Annotated in this window: 16 protein-coding genes; 14 read left to right on the top strand and 2 right to left on the bottom strand. The window is 33.3% G+C overall.

What is annotated here, in order from left to right; all coding sequences use genetic code 11:
• Window positions 1–155 precede the first annotated feature (155 nt).
• Window positions 156–2,585 carry a DUF5916 domain-containing protein gene (locus G6042_RS09070; RefSeq protein ID WP_169524095.1) on the top strand — a complete coding sequence of 810 codons (2,430 nt, stop codon included), beginning with the start codon at window positions 156–158 and terminating at the stop codon, window positions 2,583–2,585.
• 91 nt (window positions 2,586–2,676) lie between these two features.
• The gene (gene gpmI, locus G6042_RS09065) at window positions 2,677–4,194 is read left to right on the top strand and encodes a 2,3-bisphosphoglycerate-independent phosphoglycerate mutase (RefSeq protein WP_169524093.1); all 1,518 of its coding nucleotides are present in this window, start codon (window positions 2,677–2,679) and stop codon (window positions 4,192–4,194) included.
• 138 nt (window positions 4,195–4,332) lie between these two features.
• On the opposite strand, the gene G6042_RS09060 is transcribed toward gpmI, so the two are convergent.
• Window positions 4,333–5,604 (bottom strand): acetyl-CoA hydrolase/transferase family protein, encoded by a 1,272-nt coding sequence (locus G6042_RS09060; RefSeq protein WP_169524092.1) that lies wholly within the window; start codon window positions 5,602–5,604, stop codon window positions 4,333–4,335.
• Window positions 5,605–5,748: 144 nt separating this feature from the next.
• Between G6042_RS09060 and G6042_RS09055 the strand changes: the two genes are divergently transcribed.
• From G6042_RS09055 to G6042_RS09005, 11 genes are all read left to right on the top strand, one after another.
• On the top strand, window positions 5,749–6,423 hold the full coding sequence (locus G6042_RS09055) for a TetR/AcrR family transcriptional regulator (protein WP_169524090.1): 675 nt from the start codon (window positions 5,749–5,751) through the stop codon (window positions 6,421–6,423).
• Complete coding sequence (locus tag G6042_RS09050) at window positions 6,420–8,090, top strand: peptidase domain-containing ABC transporter (protein WP_169524088.1); 1,671 nt, start codon at window positions 6,420–6,422, stop codon at window positions 8,088–8,090. Before G6042_RS09055 ends, G6042_RS09050 begins: the two co-directional genes overlap by 4 nt.
• A gap of 5 nt (window positions 8,091–8,095) precedes the next feature.
• On the top strand, window positions 8,096–9,442 hold the full coding sequence (locus tag G6042_RS09045; RefSeq protein WP_169524086.1) for an HlyD family secretion protein: 1,347 nt from the start codon (window positions 8,096–8,098) through the stop codon (window positions 9,440–9,442).
• A 140-nt stretch (window positions 9,443–9,582) separates the two neighbouring features.
• On the top strand, window positions 9,583–10,968 hold the full coding sequence (locus G6042_RS09040; RefSeq protein ID WP_169524084.1) for a TolC family protein: 1,386 nt from the start codon (window positions 9,583–9,585) through the stop codon (window positions 10,966–10,968).
• 42 nt (window positions 10,969–11,010) lie between these two features.
• Window positions 11,011–11,829, top strand: a complete 819-nt coding sequence (gene map / locus G6042_RS09035; protein WP_169524082.1) for a type I methionyl aminopeptidase — start codon at window positions 11,011–11,013, stop codon at window positions 11,827–11,829.
• A 69-nt stretch (window positions 11,830–11,898) separates the two neighbouring features.
• Window positions 11,899–12,273: a GxxExxY protein gene (locus G6042_RS09030; RefSeq protein WP_169524081.1), complete on the top strand. Its 375-nt coding sequence runs from the start codon at window positions 11,899–11,901 to the stop codon at window positions 12,271–12,273.
• Window positions 12,274–12,398: 125 nt separating this feature from the next.
• Entirely contained in the window at window positions 12,399–13,169 is a 771-nt protein-coding gene (locus G6042_RS09025) for a class I SAM-dependent methyltransferase (RefSeq protein ID WP_169524079.1), read from the top strand.
• Between the two features lie 67 nt (window positions 13,170–13,236).
• A complete protein-coding gene (locus G6042_RS09020; RefSeq protein ID WP_169524077.1) occupies window positions 13,237–14,490 on the top strand; it encodes a type IX secretion system plug protein in 1,254 nt (417 codons plus the stop codon).
• 71 nt (window positions 14,491–14,561) lie between these two features.
• Window positions 14,562–14,948 carry a Co2+/Mg2+ efflux protein ApaG gene (gene apaG, locus G6042_RS09015; protein ID WP_169524075.1) on the top strand — a complete coding sequence of 129 codons (387 nt, stop codon included), beginning with the start codon at window positions 14,562–14,564 and terminating at the stop codon, window positions 14,946–14,948.
• Window positions 14,949–15,088: 140 nt separating this feature from the next.
• Entirely contained in the window at window positions 15,089–16,717 is a 1,629-nt protein-coding gene (pruA, locus tag G6042_RS09010; RefSeq protein ID WP_169524073.1) for an L-glutamate gamma-semialdehyde dehydrogenase, read from the top strand.
• A gap of 111 nt (window positions 16,718–16,828) precedes the next feature.
• The gene (locus G6042_RS09005) at window positions 16,829–17,854 is read left to right on the top strand and encodes a T9SS type A sorting domain-containing protein (RefSeq protein WP_169524066.1); all 1,026 of its coding nucleotides are present in this window, start codon (window positions 16,829–16,831) and stop codon (window positions 17,852–17,854) included.
• Between the two features lie 24 nt (window positions 17,855–17,878).
• On the opposite strand, the gene rsmG is transcribed toward G6042_RS09005, so the two are convergent.
• A complete protein-coding gene (gene rsmG, locus G6042_RS09000; protein WP_169524064.1) occupies window positions 17,879–18,508 on the bottom strand; it encodes a 16S rRNA (guanine(527)-N(7))-methyltransferase RsmG in 630 nt (209 codons plus the stop codon).
• Window positions 18,509–18,616: 108 nt separating this feature from the next.
• Here rsmG and G6042_RS08995 point away from each other — a divergent pair, with 108 nt between their 5' ends.
• Window positions 18,617–19,711: a fatty acid desaturase family protein gene (locus G6042_RS08995; protein WP_169524062.1), complete on the top strand. Its 1,095-nt coding sequence runs from the start codon at window positions 18,617–18,619 to the stop codon at window positions 19,709–19,711.
• Window positions 19,712–19,787: the final 76 nt, after the last annotated feature.

Raw genomic sequence — 19,787 nt, 5'->3', positions numbered from 1 at the left:
AAATCTATAAAAAAAATAATAACTCACAAGTTTTTCAGCAAAAAGTGTACTTTTTTTAACGATTTAACAAGAGAACGAATAATCATATAAAATATTGTATTGATTATTGTGAAAATCAATTAAATACTTATTTTTGCTCGACAAACAACACTTACATGCCAAAAACTTCATACATTTTTCTGCCGTTACTACTATTTTCATGCTTTATTTTTGGACAAAAAAAAACACTCCAAACTAAGTTTATTACTGAAAAAATAAGTATTGACGCAAAACTTGACGAAGCTGCTTGGACTAATGCTGAGCTGGCAAATAATTTTATAGAAATATTTCCCACAAACGGCAAACCCGAAACTCCCGATAGGAAAAGTGAAGTAAGAATTCTTTATGACAACGAAGCTGTTTATGTTGCTGCAAAACTTTTTGACGATCCAACCAAAATAATGAAAGAGTTAACCCAACGAGACAACTTTGTTTCTGCGGATCATTTTGGCGTTTGGTTCAATGGCTATAACGATGGCCAACAAGAATTTCGTTTTTTTGTAAGTGCTTCAGGTGTTCAAATTGATGGTGTTTATACCGAAACCATTGGCGAAGATTTTACTTGGGATGCTATTTGGGAGAGCAAAACTCAAATCACCGATTTTGGTTGGGTTGTAGAAATGAAAATTCCCTATGCTGCGTTGCGATTTTCAACAGAAAAAGTTCAAACTTGGGGTTTAAATTTTTACCGAGAAATTCGTCGTGACAGACAGCAACTTTCTTGGAGTTTACTCGACAATAAAATTGTAAACGAAAGTACTCAAGCTGGATTATTGACTGGAATTGAAAACATAGAAACACCTACTCGACTGTTTTTAATTCCTTATTCTTCCTTTTATTTGAATGCCAATAAAACCCAAAAAACCATTGGCGAATTCAAAGGCGGATTGGATATTAAATATGGAATCAACGATGCTTTTACACTTGATGCTATTCTTATTCCTGATTTTGGTCAAACAAAATTTGATAACGTAGAACTAAATCTTAGTGCATTCGAACAACAATTTGTAGAAAACAGACCATTTTTTACCGAAGGAACCGATTTGTTTAACAAAGGAAATTTACTTTACACTCGAAGAATTGGCGGCGAACCATCAACGTATCCTACAACTGGCGATGATGAAGAAGTAACTGATTATCCTTTGACGGTAAATTTACTAAATGCATTAAAGATTTCTGGACGAACCAAAAGCGGTTTGGGAATTGGAGTTCTAAACGCTGTTACCGAAAAAACCGAAGCAACCGTTAAAAAAACAATCACAAATCCAGATAATTCAATTACTACAGAAAACCGAAATGTTGTTGTGGAACCTTTGGCTAATTTTAACGTATTGGTTTTAGACCAACGTTTTAATCAAAATTCGTCGGTTTCGTTAGTAAATACTAATGTTACCCGAAACGGAGAATTTCGCGATGCTAATGTTTCGGCTTTAGTTTGGGATTTAAACACCACTCAAAACACGTACAACCTTTCAGGAAATTACAAATACAGTTATATTAACGAATTTGGAAATCAAGACAATAGAAAAGGCTACGACAGCTATTTAAACTTTAGAAAAACCAGCGGAAAATATCGCTTTAGCTTGGCTGGACAATATGTTTCTGACGATTATGACAACAATGATTTAGGGATTAACTTTCAAACCCATTATCATTCCGTTTATGGAAATGTAAACTATCGAATATTAAAACCTAATGAATTATTTAATTCATTTACTGCTGGATTAACGCAGTATTACGAATTTGACAATAGAACTGGAATGTTGCAAGCCAACCGATTAAATCTAGTATTCAATACCGAAAACAAGAAGAATGATTTCCTTGGTTTTGCTATCAACACTAGACCTTTCGTTACTTACGATTTCTATGAACCGCGTTCAGAAAACGAAAAAAGATTTGTTCAAATTCCTGAGCAAATTCAGTTTTACTTTTTTCTATCACATAATTACAACCGAAAACTTGCCATTGATTTCAATCCTTATTTTACTTTCTTAAACGAAAGAGAACGCGTTATTTATAACATTCTTTTTAGTCCGAGATATAGAATAAACGACAAAATCACAATTATTTATGGCTTGACTTACAACCGACAAAACAACAATACAGGTTGGGTTGCTTTTGACGAAGACGACAACACTATTTTTGCAAGAAGAAATAGAATTAGCGTTACCAATACCATTCAAGGAAAATATACTTTGAACAACAAAATGAACTTCAATTTATTGGTAAGACACTATTGGTCGTATGTTACCAATAAGCGATACCTAACTTTATTGGATGACGGAACTTTTGCAGACAATTTTGCTTTTACTGAAAATTTAAACCAAAATTTCAACACTTGGAACTTGGATTTATCTTATTCTTGGTGGTTTGCACCAGGAAGTCAAGTTTCGGTGATGTATCGAAACAGTTCGTCTTTATTTTCAAGAGAATTTGACCGAAGTTTCAATACTAATTTTAAAGATGCAATTGACAACAACAATCTAAATCACATCTTTTCCATAAGTCTTCGTTATTTTATTGATTACAATTCTTTGAAAAAATAACGTTTTCGTTAGTATCTTTTTCAAAAAAACAACCACTTTTTAACGGACAAAAAACCGTAAATGATTTACCTTTGTTCAAAACATTTTTTAAATGAACAAGAAAGTAATCCTTATGATTTTGGACGGTTGGGGAAAATCACCCGATCCAAAAGTTTCCGCAATAGACAATGCCAATGTTCCGTTTATAAACTCACTTTATACTAAATATCCAAATGCACAACTTAGAACCGATGGTTTAAACGTAGGTTTACCCGATGGTCAAATGGGAAATTCCGAAGTTGGTCACATGAATCTTGGTGCGGGAAGAATTGTATATCAAGATTTGGCAAAAATCAATTTGGCTGTTGCCAATAAAACAATGTCTCAGGAAAAACCGCTGATTGATGCGTTTCAATATGCAAAAGACAATAACAAAGCCGTTCATTTTTTAGGATTAGTTTCCGATGGTGGCGTTCATTCGCATACGTCTCATTTAAAAGGCTTGATTGATGCTTCACAAACTTTTGGACTTGACAAAGTTTACATTCACGCTTTTACTGATGGTCGTGATGTCGATCCAAAATCAGGAAAAGGTTATCTTCAAGATTTAGAAAATTACATTCAAAATACAACGGCAAAAATCGCTTCGGTTATTGGAAGATATTATGCAATGGACAGAGACAAACGCTGGGAAAGAGTAAAACTAGCGTATGATTTAGTCGTAAACGGAAAAGGAACTTTGGCGATTGATGCTGTTCAAGCGATTGAAGCTAGTTATCAAAACAATGTTACCGACGAATTCATCGAACCAATTGTTATTGTGGATGAAAATCAAAAACCATTGACTACTATTCAAAATGATGATGTGGTGATTTTCTTCAACTTTAGAACCGATCGCGGACGTGAATTAACCGAAGCGTTATCGCAAAAAGATTTCCACGAACAAAATATGCACAAATTGAATTTGTACTATGTTACGATGACCAATTATGACGATACGTTTCAAAATGTTCATGTGATTTATGACAAAGACAACATTACTGAAACATTGGGCGAAGTTTTGGAAAAAGCGGGCAAAAAACAAATTAGAATTGCGGAAACCGAAAAATATCCACACGTGACGTTTTTCTTTTCTGGTGGAAGAGAAGTTCCATTTGAAGGCGAAACACGCATTTTGAGAAATTCTCCAAAAGTGGCAACGTATGATTTACAGCCTGAAATGAGTGCATTTGAATTAAAAGACGCTTTGGTTCCTGAATTGCAAAAAGGCGAAGTTGATTTCGTTTGTTTGAATTTTGCCAATGGCGATATGGTTGGTCATACCGGAATTATGGAAGCTGCCATCAAAGCCTGTGAAGCCGTTGATGTTTGCGTTAAAGAAGTAGTTGAAGCAGCATTGGCAAATAATTATACAACGATTATCATTGCTGATCACGGAAACTGCGAAACGATGATAAATCCTGATGGAAGTCCGAATACAGCACACACAACAAATCCGGTGCCGATAATTATGGTGGACAACGACCAAATTCCAGTAAAAAATGGTGTTCTTGGCGATATTGCTCCAACTATTTTAGAATTGATGGGAATTGAAAAACCAGCAGTTATGACTGGAAAATCATTGATATGACAGCTAATTTCACAAAAGACAAATACTGACTAGCCCTGATTGTAGTGAAAATAGAAAATGCTTCCATTGTTTGGAAGCATTTTTTATTGTAACGGAAAGCAGGAATAAGGAATCCAAAATGTCCCAAGCGGTTCGCTCCTATTTATTAATCAAGTCAAAATAACTTTTTTCAATACTTTCTTGATGATTTGGATGGGCAATTTTGACTAATTCTGCCATTCGTTGTTTCAAGGTTTTGCCATATAAATCGGCAATTCCGTTTTCGGTAATGATGTATTGCGCATGAGAACGAGTCGTTACAACTCCTGCGCCTTGCTTCAAGAATGGAACGATGCGACTTTCGCCTTTTTTAGTGATTGACGGCAAAGCGATGATGGCTTTTCCGCCTGGACTTAAAGACGCACCGCGAATAAAATCCATTTGTCCGCCAACGCCAGAATACATTTTGGCACCAATGGAATCGGCACAAACTTGACCAGTTAAATCGACTTCGATTGCTGAATTTATAGCGACCATTTTTGGGTTTTTACGAATTCGAGCCGTGTCGTTAACCATGGATGATTCTTTCATTTCGATGAACGGATTGTCGTTTACAAAATCATACAATCGCTTGGAACCAATTAAAAATGTTGCCAAAGCTCGACCGCGAAGTGTTCCTTTATAATTACAATTGATAACGTCGCTTTCTATCAAATCAATCACGCCATCGGAAAACATTTCGGTATGTAATCCTAAATCTTTATGGTTTTTCAACTTGCTCAATGCTGCGTTTGGAATAGAACCAATTCCCATTTGAAGTGTGCTTTTGTCTTCAATTAACGAAGCAACATATTCACCTATTTTTTCCTCTTCTTTAGAAAAAGCAGCAACCGGATGTTCATGTATTGGCAGATTGACTTCAACTAAATAATTGATTTCGGAAACGTGTAGAATTCCGTCACCAAAGGTTCGTGGCATTTGTGGATTGACTTGTGCGATAACGATTTTGGCATTTTCAATGGCAGCAACAGTTGCTTCAACAGAAACACCAAGCGAACAATATCCGTGACTATCTGGTGGCGAAACATGAATGAACGCAACGTCAATTGGTAAAACATTCTTACGAAAAAGATTAGGCAATTCACTCAAAAAAACTGGTGTATAAGAACCATTTCCAGCGGTTAACGTGTGTCGAACATTAGCGCCGATAAAAAAAGAATTCACGTGAAAACTTTCGGCTAATTCAGGATTTGCATACGGTGCTTCACCTTCTGTATGAAGATGACAAACCTCAACATTGCGCAACTCGGTTGCTCTATTAGCAAGCGCTTTGGTTAAAACGGTAGGTGTTGCTGCAGCTGCTTGAACGTAAACTCTATCATTAGACTTTACCACTTTTACAGCTTCATCAGCGGTAACATATTTGCTCATATTTTTATTTTTTGTAAAATTATTGAGATTATCATTTTAAAAATATGACAATTCTCATAGAAATTGAACAAAACAAATTATAAATAAAAGTTAAAATCTCAAAGTTAATAGTATTACTATTATTTTTACATAAAATTATAGTAAATGAATAGTATTTTGTCAAATATCGCAATAACTGTTAACCCAAAGTTATTTGTCAAAAACCCTGAAACATCAGATTTGGGAAAAAAAATTATAAGTCAAAGTATCATTTTGATTAATGAAATTGGCTTTGAAGATTTTACTTTTAAAAAACTGGGCGAAAAAATCGGCTCTAACGAAAGTTCTATTTATCGTTATTTTGAAAGTAAACACAAATTATTACTATATTTATGTTCTTGGTATTGGGCATGGATGGAATACCGAATGCTTTTTTCAATCACAAATATTACTGATCCTATGGAAAAGTTAAAAAGAGCAATCACAATCGTAACAGAAAAAGTTGATGATGATAGCCAAACACAGCATATTAACGAATCTATTTTGAACCAAATTATCATTGCAGAATTCACCAAAACACTTTTAACAAAAGAGGTTGATGAAGAAAACAAAGAAGGTTTCTTTTTAGTATATAAAAGTGTAATTAATAGATTAATCACCATTATTGAAGAAGTAAATCCTTCGTATAATTATGCTAAAAGTTTGGCTTCGTCTATTGTTGAAGGTTCGTTGCATCAACATTTTTTAAAAGACCATTTAAAAACGATAACCAATTGCAATGAAAATAATTCTCCAACTGATTTTTACATTGATCTTGCCTACAAAACATTAAAAAAATGAAGACGAAATTAACTGCCTTACAAAGAACAATTAATCTATTAAAATTGGATAAAAAGGACATTATCCAAGTACTATTCTATGCCATTTTTGCTGGATTAGTTAGTTTATCATTGCCATTAGGAATTCAAGCTATTATTAATTTAATCCAATCAGGACGCGTTAGTATTTCGTGGATTGTATTAGTTTTCATAGTAATTATTGGTGTTGCTTTAGCCGGAATATTGTCGTTAATGCAGCTTCGAATAACTGAAAATCTACAACAAAAGATATTTATTCGTTCCTCGTTTGAATTTGGCGTTAGACTACCTAAAATAAAACCCGAAGAATTGCACAATGAATATCCACCAGAATTAGCCAATCGTTTTTTTGACACGTTAACCATTCAAAAAGGAGTTTCAAAACTATTGATTGATTTCTCTACGGCTATACTTCAAATTCTTTTTGGAATTATATTGCTATCATTTTATCATTCCTTCTTTATATTATTTGGAGTTTTCTTGATTGTTTTGCTTTATATCATTTTCAAATTCTCTTTCAACTCAGGATTATCAAGTAGTTTAAAAGAATCTAAATACAAATACAAAGTTGTAAGTTGGCTACAAGAAATAGCACGAAACAACTTCAGTTTTAAAAAAGCAACCAACTTTGACTTTGCTTTAAGCAAAAACGATCATTTGGTTTCAGAATACATAAATTACAGGGAAAAACACTTTAATGTAATTAAAAGACAATTCACACAGCTTATCATTTTCAAAATCATAATTACTGCAGGATTACTTTTTATAGGTGGTTATTTGGTTTTAAATCAAAAAATGAATATTGGTCAATTCGTAGCAGCCGAAATCATTATTTTATTAGTCATCAACTCCGTAGAAAAAATAATTATTGGTTTAGAAACATTATATGATGTGTTGACTGCGGTGGAAAAAATTGGACAAATTACCGATTTAGAAATTGAGGAATCATCAACATCGAATGCCGATTTTTGCTACACCAACATTCAATTGGTAACCGAAAACATGAGTTATAAATTCCCTGATTCTACTGATTTTGTTTTAGAAAAAATAAATTTAACGATTGAACAATCCGAAAAAATATACCTTGACGGAATAAATGGTTCTGGAAAAACAACTCTTATTCGAGTACTTTCTGGATTATTACAACCATCGAGCGGTTCGTTTTATATAAACGACGATACCTATAGAAAAATTGACCTTAATCATTTCCGTTCCCAAATTAGCACAATCATGAATGGCGAAACACCATTTGAAGGAACAATTCGAGAAAACATCACTTTCAACAATCCGTTACTAACTCAAGAAGACATAAAATGGGCAATAGATAGTGTAAAACTAGGCGATTTTATAAAATCATTACCCAAAGGACTTGACACTAAAATTTCTCCTGAAGGAAAACAACTTTCTTCATCAAATGCGCAAAAAATATTAGTAGCCAGAAGCATCATTAGCAAACCAAAAATACTTTTCTATGAAGATGTTCTGGACAAAATGGATACTGAAGCTGCCAATGAAATCATCGATTTTATCACTTCCGATAAAAACAAATGGACATTATTGGTAACTTCTAAAAATGACAATTGGAAGGCAAAATGCAATCGAGTTCTCAACATGAGTGAAGGAAAAATCATCAACGATACTAAAAATTAATCACTATGCTTAACATTTCAAATAACAACAAAATCACTGAAAATATTGAAAAGTATAGCACTTATAAAAACCTAAGTGAACGACCTCATTATAAAATTTTAAACAAAATTATTATTAGAGTTTCGCTACTTTCACTAGTAATTTTGTTTTTGCCATGGACACAAAATATCTCTGGAACTGGCGCTGTTACTACCTTAAAGCCCGATCAACGTCCGCAAACCATTCATTCTGCTATTGCTGGAAGAATTGAAAAATGGTATGTAAAAGAAGGCGATTTTGTTCAAAAAGGCGATACTATTCTTTTCATTTCTGAAACCAAAGAAGATTATCTTGATCCAAATTTAGTTGAAAACACTGAAAGCCAACTCAAAGCAAAAGAAATGGCGCAACAATCCTATGGCGGAAAAGTAAACTCATTATCAGCCCAAATTCAAGCCATAGAAAACGAACGTGTTTTAAAAATACAACAAGCCAAAAACAAAGTCAGACAATCCATCCTAAAAGTAAAAAGCGACAGCATGGATTTGGTTGCCGTAAAAACACAAATTAAAATTGCTACAACGCAGTTCAATCGATCGGTTTCGTTGAATAAAGAAGGTTTAAAACCAATGACAGATGTCGAAGAGAAACGATTAAAACTTCAAGAAACTGAAGCCAAATTAATTACACAAGAAAATAAATTAATCACCAGCGAAAACGAATTAATCAACGCCAAAGTTGAAATCAACAGAATCATTGCCGAATACAATGATAAATTATCCAAAACCAAAAGCGATCAATTCACCGCTTTAAGCAGTCAGTATGACACCGAAGCTCAAGTAAATAAACTCAAAAATCAGTACAACAATTACAAAATCCGAAACGGAATGTATTACATAAAAGCACCACAAAGCGGTTATGTAAACCGTGCATTACAATCGGGAATTGGAGAAACCATCAAAGAAGGCACACAAATCGTAAGTATCATGCCTGCAAAATACGACATTGCGGTAGAAACCTACGTTAGCCCAACCGATTTACCATTAATTCACAAAGGCGAAAAAGTTAGAATTTGGTTTGACGGATGGCCAACAATTGTCTTTTCGGGCTGGCCAAATATGTCCTATGGAACTTTTGGTGGAAAAATTGTAGCCGTAGAAAACTTCATCAGTCCAAACGGAAAATTCAGAGTACTCATTGCACCCGACGAAAAAGAAGAAGCTTGGCCAAAACAAATCAGCATCGGTTCTGGAGCGCAAACGCTAGCATTATTAGACAACGTTCCTATTTGGTTTGAAATTTGGCGAACCTTAAACGGATTTCCGCCAAATTATTATCAACCCAAAGGCGAAACCACAGCAGAGAAAAAATAATTTATAGAAACGAATCGGATGCGCATTTTTCTAATCCATTTTCCTGCTCTCGTCAGTCGCTTTAACTTATTTAATCAATAAGTTAAGAGCTCCAACAATGACGAGATCAGGGTTAAAATACAATCAAAAGGCAACAAAATATGAATTTAAAATCACTCATACTCTTACTATTCACTACTTGGGTTGTTGCACAAGAAAACAACCTTCAAGAACTTACCTTCAATGAATATTTGGGTTATGTAAAAAAATACCATCCGTTAGTGAAAAGTGCTGGTTTAGAAATCAGTCAAGCACAAGCTAATTTGATGATGGCACGCGGTGGATTTGATCCAAAAATTGAAGTTGATTTCGAACAAAAAAAATTCAAAGACAGCGAATATTATTCCATTTTAAACAGTAGTTTTAAAATCCCAACTTGGTATGGAATCGAAGTAAAAGCAGGATTTGACAACAATGAAGGAATTTATCTAAATCCAGAAAATACCGTTCCAAACCAAGGTTTAACGTCTTTTGGAATTTCGGTTCCAATTGGTCAAGGTTTGTTTATCAATCAACGAATGGCCGATTTAAGAAAAGCCAAAATACAACTAAATCTTAGTCAAGCCGAAAGAAATTTAATGGCAGTTGCGGTACTTTATGATGCTTCGGTTGCTTATTTTAATTGGAAAAGAAGCTTTAACGAAGTTACTCTGTATCAAAACTATTTAAAAAATGCCGAAATCCGTTTCAAAGGTGTAACCCAACTTATTGAACAAGGCGACAAACCTGCCATTGACAGTGTTGAAGCTGGAATTATCGTTAGAAATCGCGAATTAAGTTTAGAAGAAGCCAAGCTAAAACTAACCAAAGCCAAATTAGAATTGGCCAATTTCCTTTGGCTGGAAAACAATGTTCCGCTAGAATTGCAAGACAACATCATTCCCGAAGAAAAATTAGAATTAACCATCAAAGAAACGCTTCGAACCAATGAGTTAATGCTAAATCCATCGTTGGAAAATCACCCAAAAATCAATGCTTTAGAAAACAAGATTCAGATGCTCGATGTAGAAAGAAAATTAAAAGCCAATATGCTTTTGCCCAAAATTGACTTGGGTTATTCCTATCTTTCCGAACCAAGCTATATTGATAATTACCGTTTTCAAGATTACAAAGTTGGTGTCAATTTTGCATTCCCAATTTTTCTTCGAAAAGAACGTGGAAGTTTGAATATGACCAAATTAAAATTACAAGATGCTCAATTTGATTTGGATTTAGAACGCGTTCAATTGAAAAATAAAATCAATGCGCAGCAAGCAGAAATTACTTCATTGGAAAAACAAAAAGGCTACATCGACCAATTAGTAACCGATTATACCACAATGCTTAACTCCGAAGAAAGACTTTTTTCATTTGGCGAAAGCTCCATTTTTTTGATAAATAGCCGCGAAAATAATTTGGTCTCAGCACAACTATCACAGCTTTCTGTTGAAAATAAAATCTTTGAATCCAATGCTTCGTTGTTCAAAATCATGGCAAATCCGGAATAATGATTAAAAATAACTACTTTTGCAGACTGAAAAATTAGAAAAATGATTATTCCAAAAACCTCAGAAGAGATTGAATTGATGCGTCAAAGTGCTTTATTGGTTTCTAAAACCTTAGGCATGATTGCTACCGAGATAAAAGAAGGTGTAACCACTTTAGAACTTGATAAAAAAGCCGAAGAATTCATTAGAGATAACGGTGGAATTCCGGGATTTCTTGGTCTTTATGGATGTCCGTCAACTTTGTTAACTAGCGTTAATGAGCAAGTTGTTCACGGTTTACCAACCAATCGTCCAATTGAAGATGGCGATGTTGTTTCGGTAGATTGTGGTGTTTTGATGAACGAATTTTATGGCGATCACGCTTATACTTTTGAAATTGGAAACGTTGCTCCAGAAACCAAAAAGCTGTTAAAAGTAACCAAAGAAAGTCTTTACATCGGAATTCGTGAATTCAAAGCTGGAAACCGTGTGGAAGATGTTGGAAATGCTATTCAAAAATATACAGAAAGCTTTGGTTATGGTGTTGTTCGCGAGTTAGTTGGTCATGGATTAGGAAAGAAAATGCACGAAGGTCCAGAAATGCCAAACTACGGAAAACGCGGTCGCGGAAAATTATTTATCGAAGGAATGGTTGTTGCCATCGAACCGATGATTAACATGGGAACCAAAAATATCAAAACCCTAAAAGATAATTGGACAATTGTTACTGCCGACAAAAAACCAAGTGCGCATTTTGAACATAATGTAGCTTTAGTCAATGGAAAACCAGAATTACTTTCTACATTTCAATATATTTATGATGTTTTGGGGATAAAATCTGAGGAAGAAAATGAATTTAGAAAAAATCCATTGGTTTTATAATTTATTACACTAATTTCACTAATTCGCACTAATTTATTTTTGCGCTCGAATTTCACAAATTTAGTTATAATGGAAGAACTATATTTTAAAGAAGAAGTCTATAAAATTATTGGTTTATGTATGGAAGTACATAAAATTTTAGGAAAAGGACATAGTGAAGTTGTATACAAAGATGCGTTAGAATACGAATTTAAAATAAATGGAATTCCATTTGAAAGAGAGAAAGAATATATAATCCAATACAAAAACATTATTCTTCCAAGAAAATATGTAGCAGATTTTGTGGTTTATGATGAAATAATTTTTGAAGTAAAAGCAATTTCTCAACTCACAATAAGTGACACTAAACAAACACTAAACTATTTAGCTTCTTCTAAAAACAAACTTGGTTTATTAGTTAATTTTGGAGAAGATAGTTTGAAATATAAACGAATAATTTTATAAATCAATTTCCACACGAATTTCACAAATTAACACTAATAATATAAAACGAAGTTTTAAGATTAGTGAAATCAAACAACCAAAACTAATTTGTGAAAATTTGTGAAATTAGTGTAAAAATCAACCAAATGAAAAAAGCATTCAAATTTATATTAAACACCATTCCAAGACCAATCCTTATTCGTTTGAGTATTGTAGTTCGTCCGATTTTGGCATTTCTGTTAAAAGGAAATCGATTTACCGATCCAATTGATGGAAAAAGTTTCCGAATGTTTTTGCCTTATGGTTATGGAACACAACGAAACAATGTTTTATCTCCTAGCACACTTTCATTAGAAAGACATCGCTTGCTTTGGTTATATCTTCAAAATGAAACTGATTTTTTTACTTCAAAAGAAAAGAAAAAAGTTTTGCATTTTGCTCCTGAACAAGAATTTTACAAAAGGTTCAAAAAGCAAACTAATATTGAGTACACAACAACTGATTTACTTTCGCCGTTGGCAGATGTAAAAGCAGATATTTGTAATTTACCGTTTGAAGACAACAGTTATGATATTATTTTTTGCAATCACGTTTTAGAACATATTCCTGATGATACTAAAGCGATGCAAGAATTATATCGCGTTTTAAAACCTGGTGGAATGGGAGTCTTTCAAATCCCACAGGATTTATCAAGAGCAACAACTTTTTCGGATGATAGTATTGTTGATCAAAAAGAACGTGCCAAAATTTTTGGGCAATACGATCACGTTCGCGTATATGGACGAGATTATTTTGACAAACTGAGAAGTATTGGTTTTAAAGTTGTCGAAGAAGATTATACTAATAAAATTTCAGCTGATTTAGTAGAAAAATACTGTTTGGCAAAAGGAGAAATTATTCCGGTTTGCTTTAAGTAATATACTTTTTTGGCACAATTTTAGTTAAAAAAATTACTATATTTACCATTCTGATTTTTATTAAATTATGTCAAAAATATCATTCTTGTCAATTCTGCTTTTTTTAATAAGTTTAATTTCATTTGCTCAAGCAGAAAAAGAAATTGCACCACCATATAACATCAAAACAGTCACTTTTGTTCAAAATAATCAAAATACTATTCCAATTTTTAGACTTGGAGATAGTTTTGAATTTCAATTCGATGATTTATATGGAACAGAAGCCAATTACTTTTATACCATTACGCATTGTGATTATGACTGGAAACCATCACAGTTAGTTAAAAATGAATATTTAATTGGATTTGACGACCAACGAATAATTGATTATTCAAATTCATTGACTACGCTTCAGTTGTATTCTCACTATAAATTGGCTTTCCCAAATCGATTGACACAATTTAGAGTTAGCGGAAACTACATCATCAAGATTTTAAACGATGATAAAGAAGTCGTTTTTGCTCGAAAATTTATCTTGTATGAAGAATTAGTTTCTGTTCCAATGCAGGTAAAAAGACCACGAAATTTATCGGTTATTGACCAAAAACACAATCTTGAATTTAGCATAAAATCGGCAACTATTAATTTTCAAAGTCCATTACAAAATGTAAAAGTTATGTTGTTGCAAAATGGAAGATTTGATACTGCAATTACCAATATCAAACCACAATACACTATTGGTAACGATTTGATATATCGATATGATTCTGAAACGCAATTTTGGGCTGGAAATGAATTTCTTTTCTTTGAAAACAAAGACATTCGCGCTGCCAACAACAATATTGCGCGGATTGACACCAACGGCGGAATTTATAATTCTCATCTTTACACCAATCAAGCCAGAGCAAATGTTCCTTACACCTATTTTCCTGATATAAACGGAAATTTTGTAGTCAAAAACATCAATGCACAACGCGATGAAATCGAAGCCGATTATGCTTGGGTTTTCTTTACGCTTTCGGCTCCAAACTATTTTGGCAAAAAATCAATTTACATCAATGGAATGTTCAACAATTTTGCCATTGGTGACGAAAACAAAATGGATTACAATGCCGAAAAAGGAGTCTATGAAAAAGCTTTGATGATTAAGCAAGGTTTTACCAATTATCAATATGTAATTTCAGACAGTAAAAAAAATATTGACGAAGAAAATGCAATTGATGGAAACTTTCAACAAACTGAAAACAACTACATTGGATTAGTTTACTATAAAGAAAACAATCAGCGATACTATCGAATTATTGGTCGAGGAATTGCTAGTTCGGTTGACATGACCTATTAAAAAATTAACTTTAGTTTGACTTTACAGATTGTATTTTTTTGTAATTTTGACATCGTTATTCAATTTTGTTTATGGTTACTCAAATAACGCGAGGCATAAAAATTTCTGTCACTACTAGTTTTGAAGGTACATACTTCAAAAACTACAAGATTCATTTTGCCTTTAGTTATGAAATTACAATCGAAAATCACAGCAAAGATTCTGTTCAATTAGTAACTCGCCATTGGGAAATATTTGATTCACTAAATAATCTTGAAGTTGTTGATGGCGAAGGTGTTATAGGGAAAAAACCTGTTTTAAAACCAGGAGAATCACATACTTATAGTTCTGGATGCTTGCTTTCGTCTCCATTTGGTGCAATGCGTGGTCATTTTAATATGGTCAACTTTACTTCTACCCGAAATTTTAAAGTGATTGTTCCTACATTCAAATTAAGCGCACCTTTTGCTTTGAATTAATTTCAATTGAAAGCAAACAATCTTTGATTTCTTCTTAACAATAATTCAAAAATTCCTTTGTACTTTTGTATAAAATTAAATTATTCTCAATAATTGAGTAATCTAATTATCTAAAGTCTAACATTTTTAAACCAAATATTATGCTAAAAGGATTTTTTAATGTCCCAAAAGCGGTCAATGAACCCGTAAAATCATACGCACCTAATTCACCCGAAAAAGCAGCAGTTTTAGCGGCTTACAAAAAAATGTGGAATGAAACAATCGACGTTCCAATGTATATCGGGAAAGAAGAAATTCGTACTGGAAATACCAAAACTATGTCTGCGCCACATGATCACCAACACATTGTTGGAACCTATCATTTGGCAGAAAAAACTCATGTTGAAAAAGCCATTTCATCAGCACTTGAAGCAAGAACTGCATGGGCAAATTTAGCTTGGGAACAACGTGCTGCGATTTTCTTAAAAGCTGCCGAATTAATTGCTGGTCCATATCGTGCTAGAATTAATGCCGCAACAATGATTGCACAATCAAAAACTATTTTTCAAGCTGAAATCGATGCTGCATGTGAATTGATTGACTTTTTGCGTTTTAACGTAGAATTCATGACACAAATTTATCAAGATCAACCAAAATCAGTTTCAGATGTTTGGAATCGTGTAGAATATCGTCCGCTTGAAGGATTTATTTATGCCATTACACCGTTTAACTTTACAGCGATTGCTGCCAATCTTCCGGCAAGTGCAGCTTTGATGGGAAATACTGTCGTTTGGAAACCTAGTGATAGCCAAGTTTTTTCGGCAAAAGTAATCATCGATGTTTTCAAAGAAGCTGGCGTTCCAGATGGTGTAATCAATGTAGTTTTTGGCGATCCAGTGATGATTACCGATACTGTTTTGGCACATCCAGATTTTGCTGGAGTTCATTATACAGGTTCGACATTTGTATTCAAAGAAATTTGGAAAAAAATTGGAAACAACATTCATACGTATAAAACCTATCCAAGAATAGTTGGTGAAACTGGCGGAAAAGATTTCGTCATGGTTCATCCAAGTGCTAACGTAAAACAAGTTGTTGCTAATACTATTCGTGGTGCATTTGAATTCCAAGGACAAAAGTGTTCCGCTGCTTCGAGAGCATATTTCCCAAAATCACTTTGGAATGACATCAAAGAAGAAATGGGCAAAGAATTAGCTTCAATCAAAATGGGTTCACCAGAAGATTTTAGCAATTTTGTAACGGCAGTTATTCACGAAGGTTCTTTCAACAAATTGACTTCGTATATCGACCAAGCCAAAAAAGATGCTGATGCCGAAGTTATTTTTGGTGGGAATTATGATAAATCAAAAGGTTATTTCATTGAACCTACGGTTATTTTAACAACCAATCCAAAATATACAACAATGGAAACTGAACTTTTTGGTCCGGTTTTAACGGTGTATGTTTATGAAGATGCAAAATGGTCAGAAACATTGAAATTGGTTGATCAAACATCAGAATATGCTTTAACTGGAGCAATTTTCAGTCAAGATAGATATGCCATTGAAGAAGCAACTATCGCTTTACAGAACAGCGCTGGAAACTTCTATATAAACGACAAACCAACTGGAGCTGTTGTTGGTATGCAACCCTTTGGTGGCGCAAGAGCTTCGGGAACAAATGATAAAGCAGGTTCAATGCAAAATTTATTACGCTGGGTTTCTCCAAGAACTATCAAGGAAACATTTGTTACACCAGTTGATTACAGATATCCGTTTTTGGGAGAATAAAATCAATTTTGTCTTTATGACGAATAAAACCTAAAAGTTCAAGTGAAAGCTTGGACTTTTTTTATTGCTTTGAAAATGAAATTTTTGTACCTTAGATTAAAATTTAAGACTATGAAAACAAAACTACTTTTACCGCTATTTATTATTTCATTTTTAAGTTTTGCGCAGAACCCGATTAACTCGTTTTATGGCGCTGACAACTCTACGTTTGATATCGTATCGAGTACAAATCCTCTAGATCATGCTGCAACTGGCGCTAATCAAACATGGAATTTTACTAATTTAACTTCAATTGGTAATTCCATACGAAATTATGAATCTCCAACTTCTAGCGAACTCACAACTTATCCAGGAACCACTTTGGTAATAGTAAACAATAGTTCCGTTGGAAGCACAAACAACATTGGTTACATGTATACCAAAAATACAGCTAACACTATTTCTATCACTGGGATTTCTGCCGATGATTTAATTGTTAATTTTGCTACAAACAACGCTACTTTAGGTTTATTTCCAATGAATTTTGGCTATTCTAACAGCGATACTGTTGCTGGAAATTATACCTATACAACCTATTCGGGAACTTTTACTGGAACATTAGTAACAACCGTTGATGCTCATGGAACTTTGAATTTAAACAACACAAGTGGCGGATTTTACACTGGAAACATTACTCGATTAAAAACCGTTTTAAATCTTTCTTTAAACTACAGTTTTTTCAATAATGCTGGAACTGTTACACAGACAACCTACAGCTATTATGCCGATAATCTAGGAAATAACAATCCGATTTTTAGAAGTATAAAAACCGACGCAGTAGTTTCGCTTTTAAATATAAATGAGAGCAATACTACATTAGAACTTTTTGCAGGTTCACTTCTAGAAAGTAACAAAAACAAATTAGAAAACATTTCAATTCAAAACCCTGTAGCAGATTACATTACAATTTATTCTCCGCAAAATATTGATAATGCAACCGTTCAAATAATCGATATGCTTGGAAAAGAAATTATCACAAAAACAAATCAAACTATTGATGAAAATTATCAAATACAAACCAATTTAAACAAAGGAATTTACTTAATAAGAATTTTTGACCAGGAAAAAAGCATCACAAAAAAAGTTAACAAACAATAAAAAAACGCTCGGTTGAGCGTTTTTTTATGCTTTAAACTTTAGCGGCAAATGAACCACTTTTTTAGTTTCAAAAAATTCATCTGAGAAAAAATTTGAAATATTATATTCAGTAGCTTTAGGGAAAGCAGCCAATTCTTCGGTTAAATCGCCGCCTTTTAGATATAGGATTCCGTTTTTTAATTCGTGTTTATTTTGCTTTTTGATTTTGTCTTTAACCCAAGAATAAAAATCGGGCATATTCGTCACAGCACGACTTACAATAAAATCAAAATCGCCTTTTACATTTTCAGCACGCAGCTGTTCTGCTTTTACATTTTTTAGTTCCAATGCATCGGCAACTGCTTGAACCACTTTTATTTTTTTGGCAATAACATCAATCAGGAAAAATCGGGTTTCCGGAAATAAAATCGCTAACGGAATTCCAGGAAAACCACCACCAGTTCCAACGTCAAGAACAAATGTTCCGGGTTCAAAGGGTTGAACTTTTGCAATAGCCAACGAATGTAAAACGTGTTTGGTATATAATTCGTCTATATCTTTTCTAGAAATCACATTGATTTTAGCATTCCAATCGTGATATAATGCTTCTAGTTTTTGAAATTGTTGTACTTGATTATCAGTAAGGTTAGGAAATTGTTTGATAATTTCTTCCATGAATTCTATTTTTCAACAAAAATACTGTTTTAGTTGATAAAAAATGACTAATATCAGTTTTAAAAAAATTATAATAATTACATTTGGGAAAAATTTTGAATACACAATATGAATAACACATCACCTACATTTTCAACTAAAGACAGCTTAAAATTCTTTAGAACGTTGAATTCTCGTGTAAACGCATACTTTAAAGAAAACAATTTAAAAAAGACTGGAAACTGGAAACTGCATTTAAAAACCATAGTGATGTTTAGCATTTTCCTAACGCCATATTTCTTTTTATTGGCAATGGATATGCCTTTTTGGGTTTACTTGTTATTAAACATTGTTATTGGAATTGGAATGGCTGGCGTTGGAATGAACGTAATGCACGACGGAAATCACGGTTCCTACTCTAGTAAATCTTGGTTAAATAAAATCATGGGCGGAAGCATTTACATTCTTGCTGGAAATGTTTACAATTGGCAAGTACAACACAATGTTTTACACCATACTTACACCAATATTCTTGGTCACGATGAAGATTTAGAAGCAGGAAGAATTCTACGTTTTACCAAAGAAGCAAAATGGTACAAACACCACAAATTTCAACATTTCTATTCTGTTTTTCTTTATGGTTTATTAACTTTCAATTGGGCAATCACTACTGATTTCCTTCAAATGAAACGCTATTTGAAAAGAAATTTATCGTATGGTGAATTTAAAAAACCTGCTATCCGTTGGACAACTTTAGTGATTACAAAAGTTATCTACTTCTCAATTTGGTTAGTTATTCCAATGGTATTAGGAATTACATGGTGGAAAGTTTTACTAGGATTTTTAGTAATGCATTATACCGCTGGAGTTATCCTTAGTGTTGTATTTCAATTGGCACACGTTGTAGAAGATACGCACAATCCTATTCCTGATGAAAACGGAGAAATGGAAAACACTTGGGCAATTCACCAATTATACACCACCGCAAATTTTGCTCCAAAAAATTGGTTAATCAACTACTATACTGGCGGATTAAACCACCAAATTGAGCATCACATTTTCCCAAATATTAGTCATATTCACTACGGGAAAATAGCCGAAATTGTAAAACAAACAGCCAAAGAATGTGAACTTCCTTACTACGAATTTAAAACAACACGAGAAGCTATCATATCACATTTCAAACATTTAAAAGAACTTGGAAAACAGCCACAGTTAGCTTAATAAGGACAAAAAAAATTACAAACCATTAAGAATGAAGTCAATAAGTTCAAACCTTACCTTTCTTACATTCTTAATG

Origin of the sequence: Flavobacterium solisilvae, from assembly GCF_012911605.1 — a bacterium.
Lineage (GTDB): Bacteria > Bacteroidota > Bacteroidia > Flavobacteriales > Flavobacteriaceae > Flavobacterium > Flavobacterium solisilvae.
Note: the sequence above shows the minus strand (reverse complement) of the source record. Positions and strands in the feature narration are given on the sequence as shown.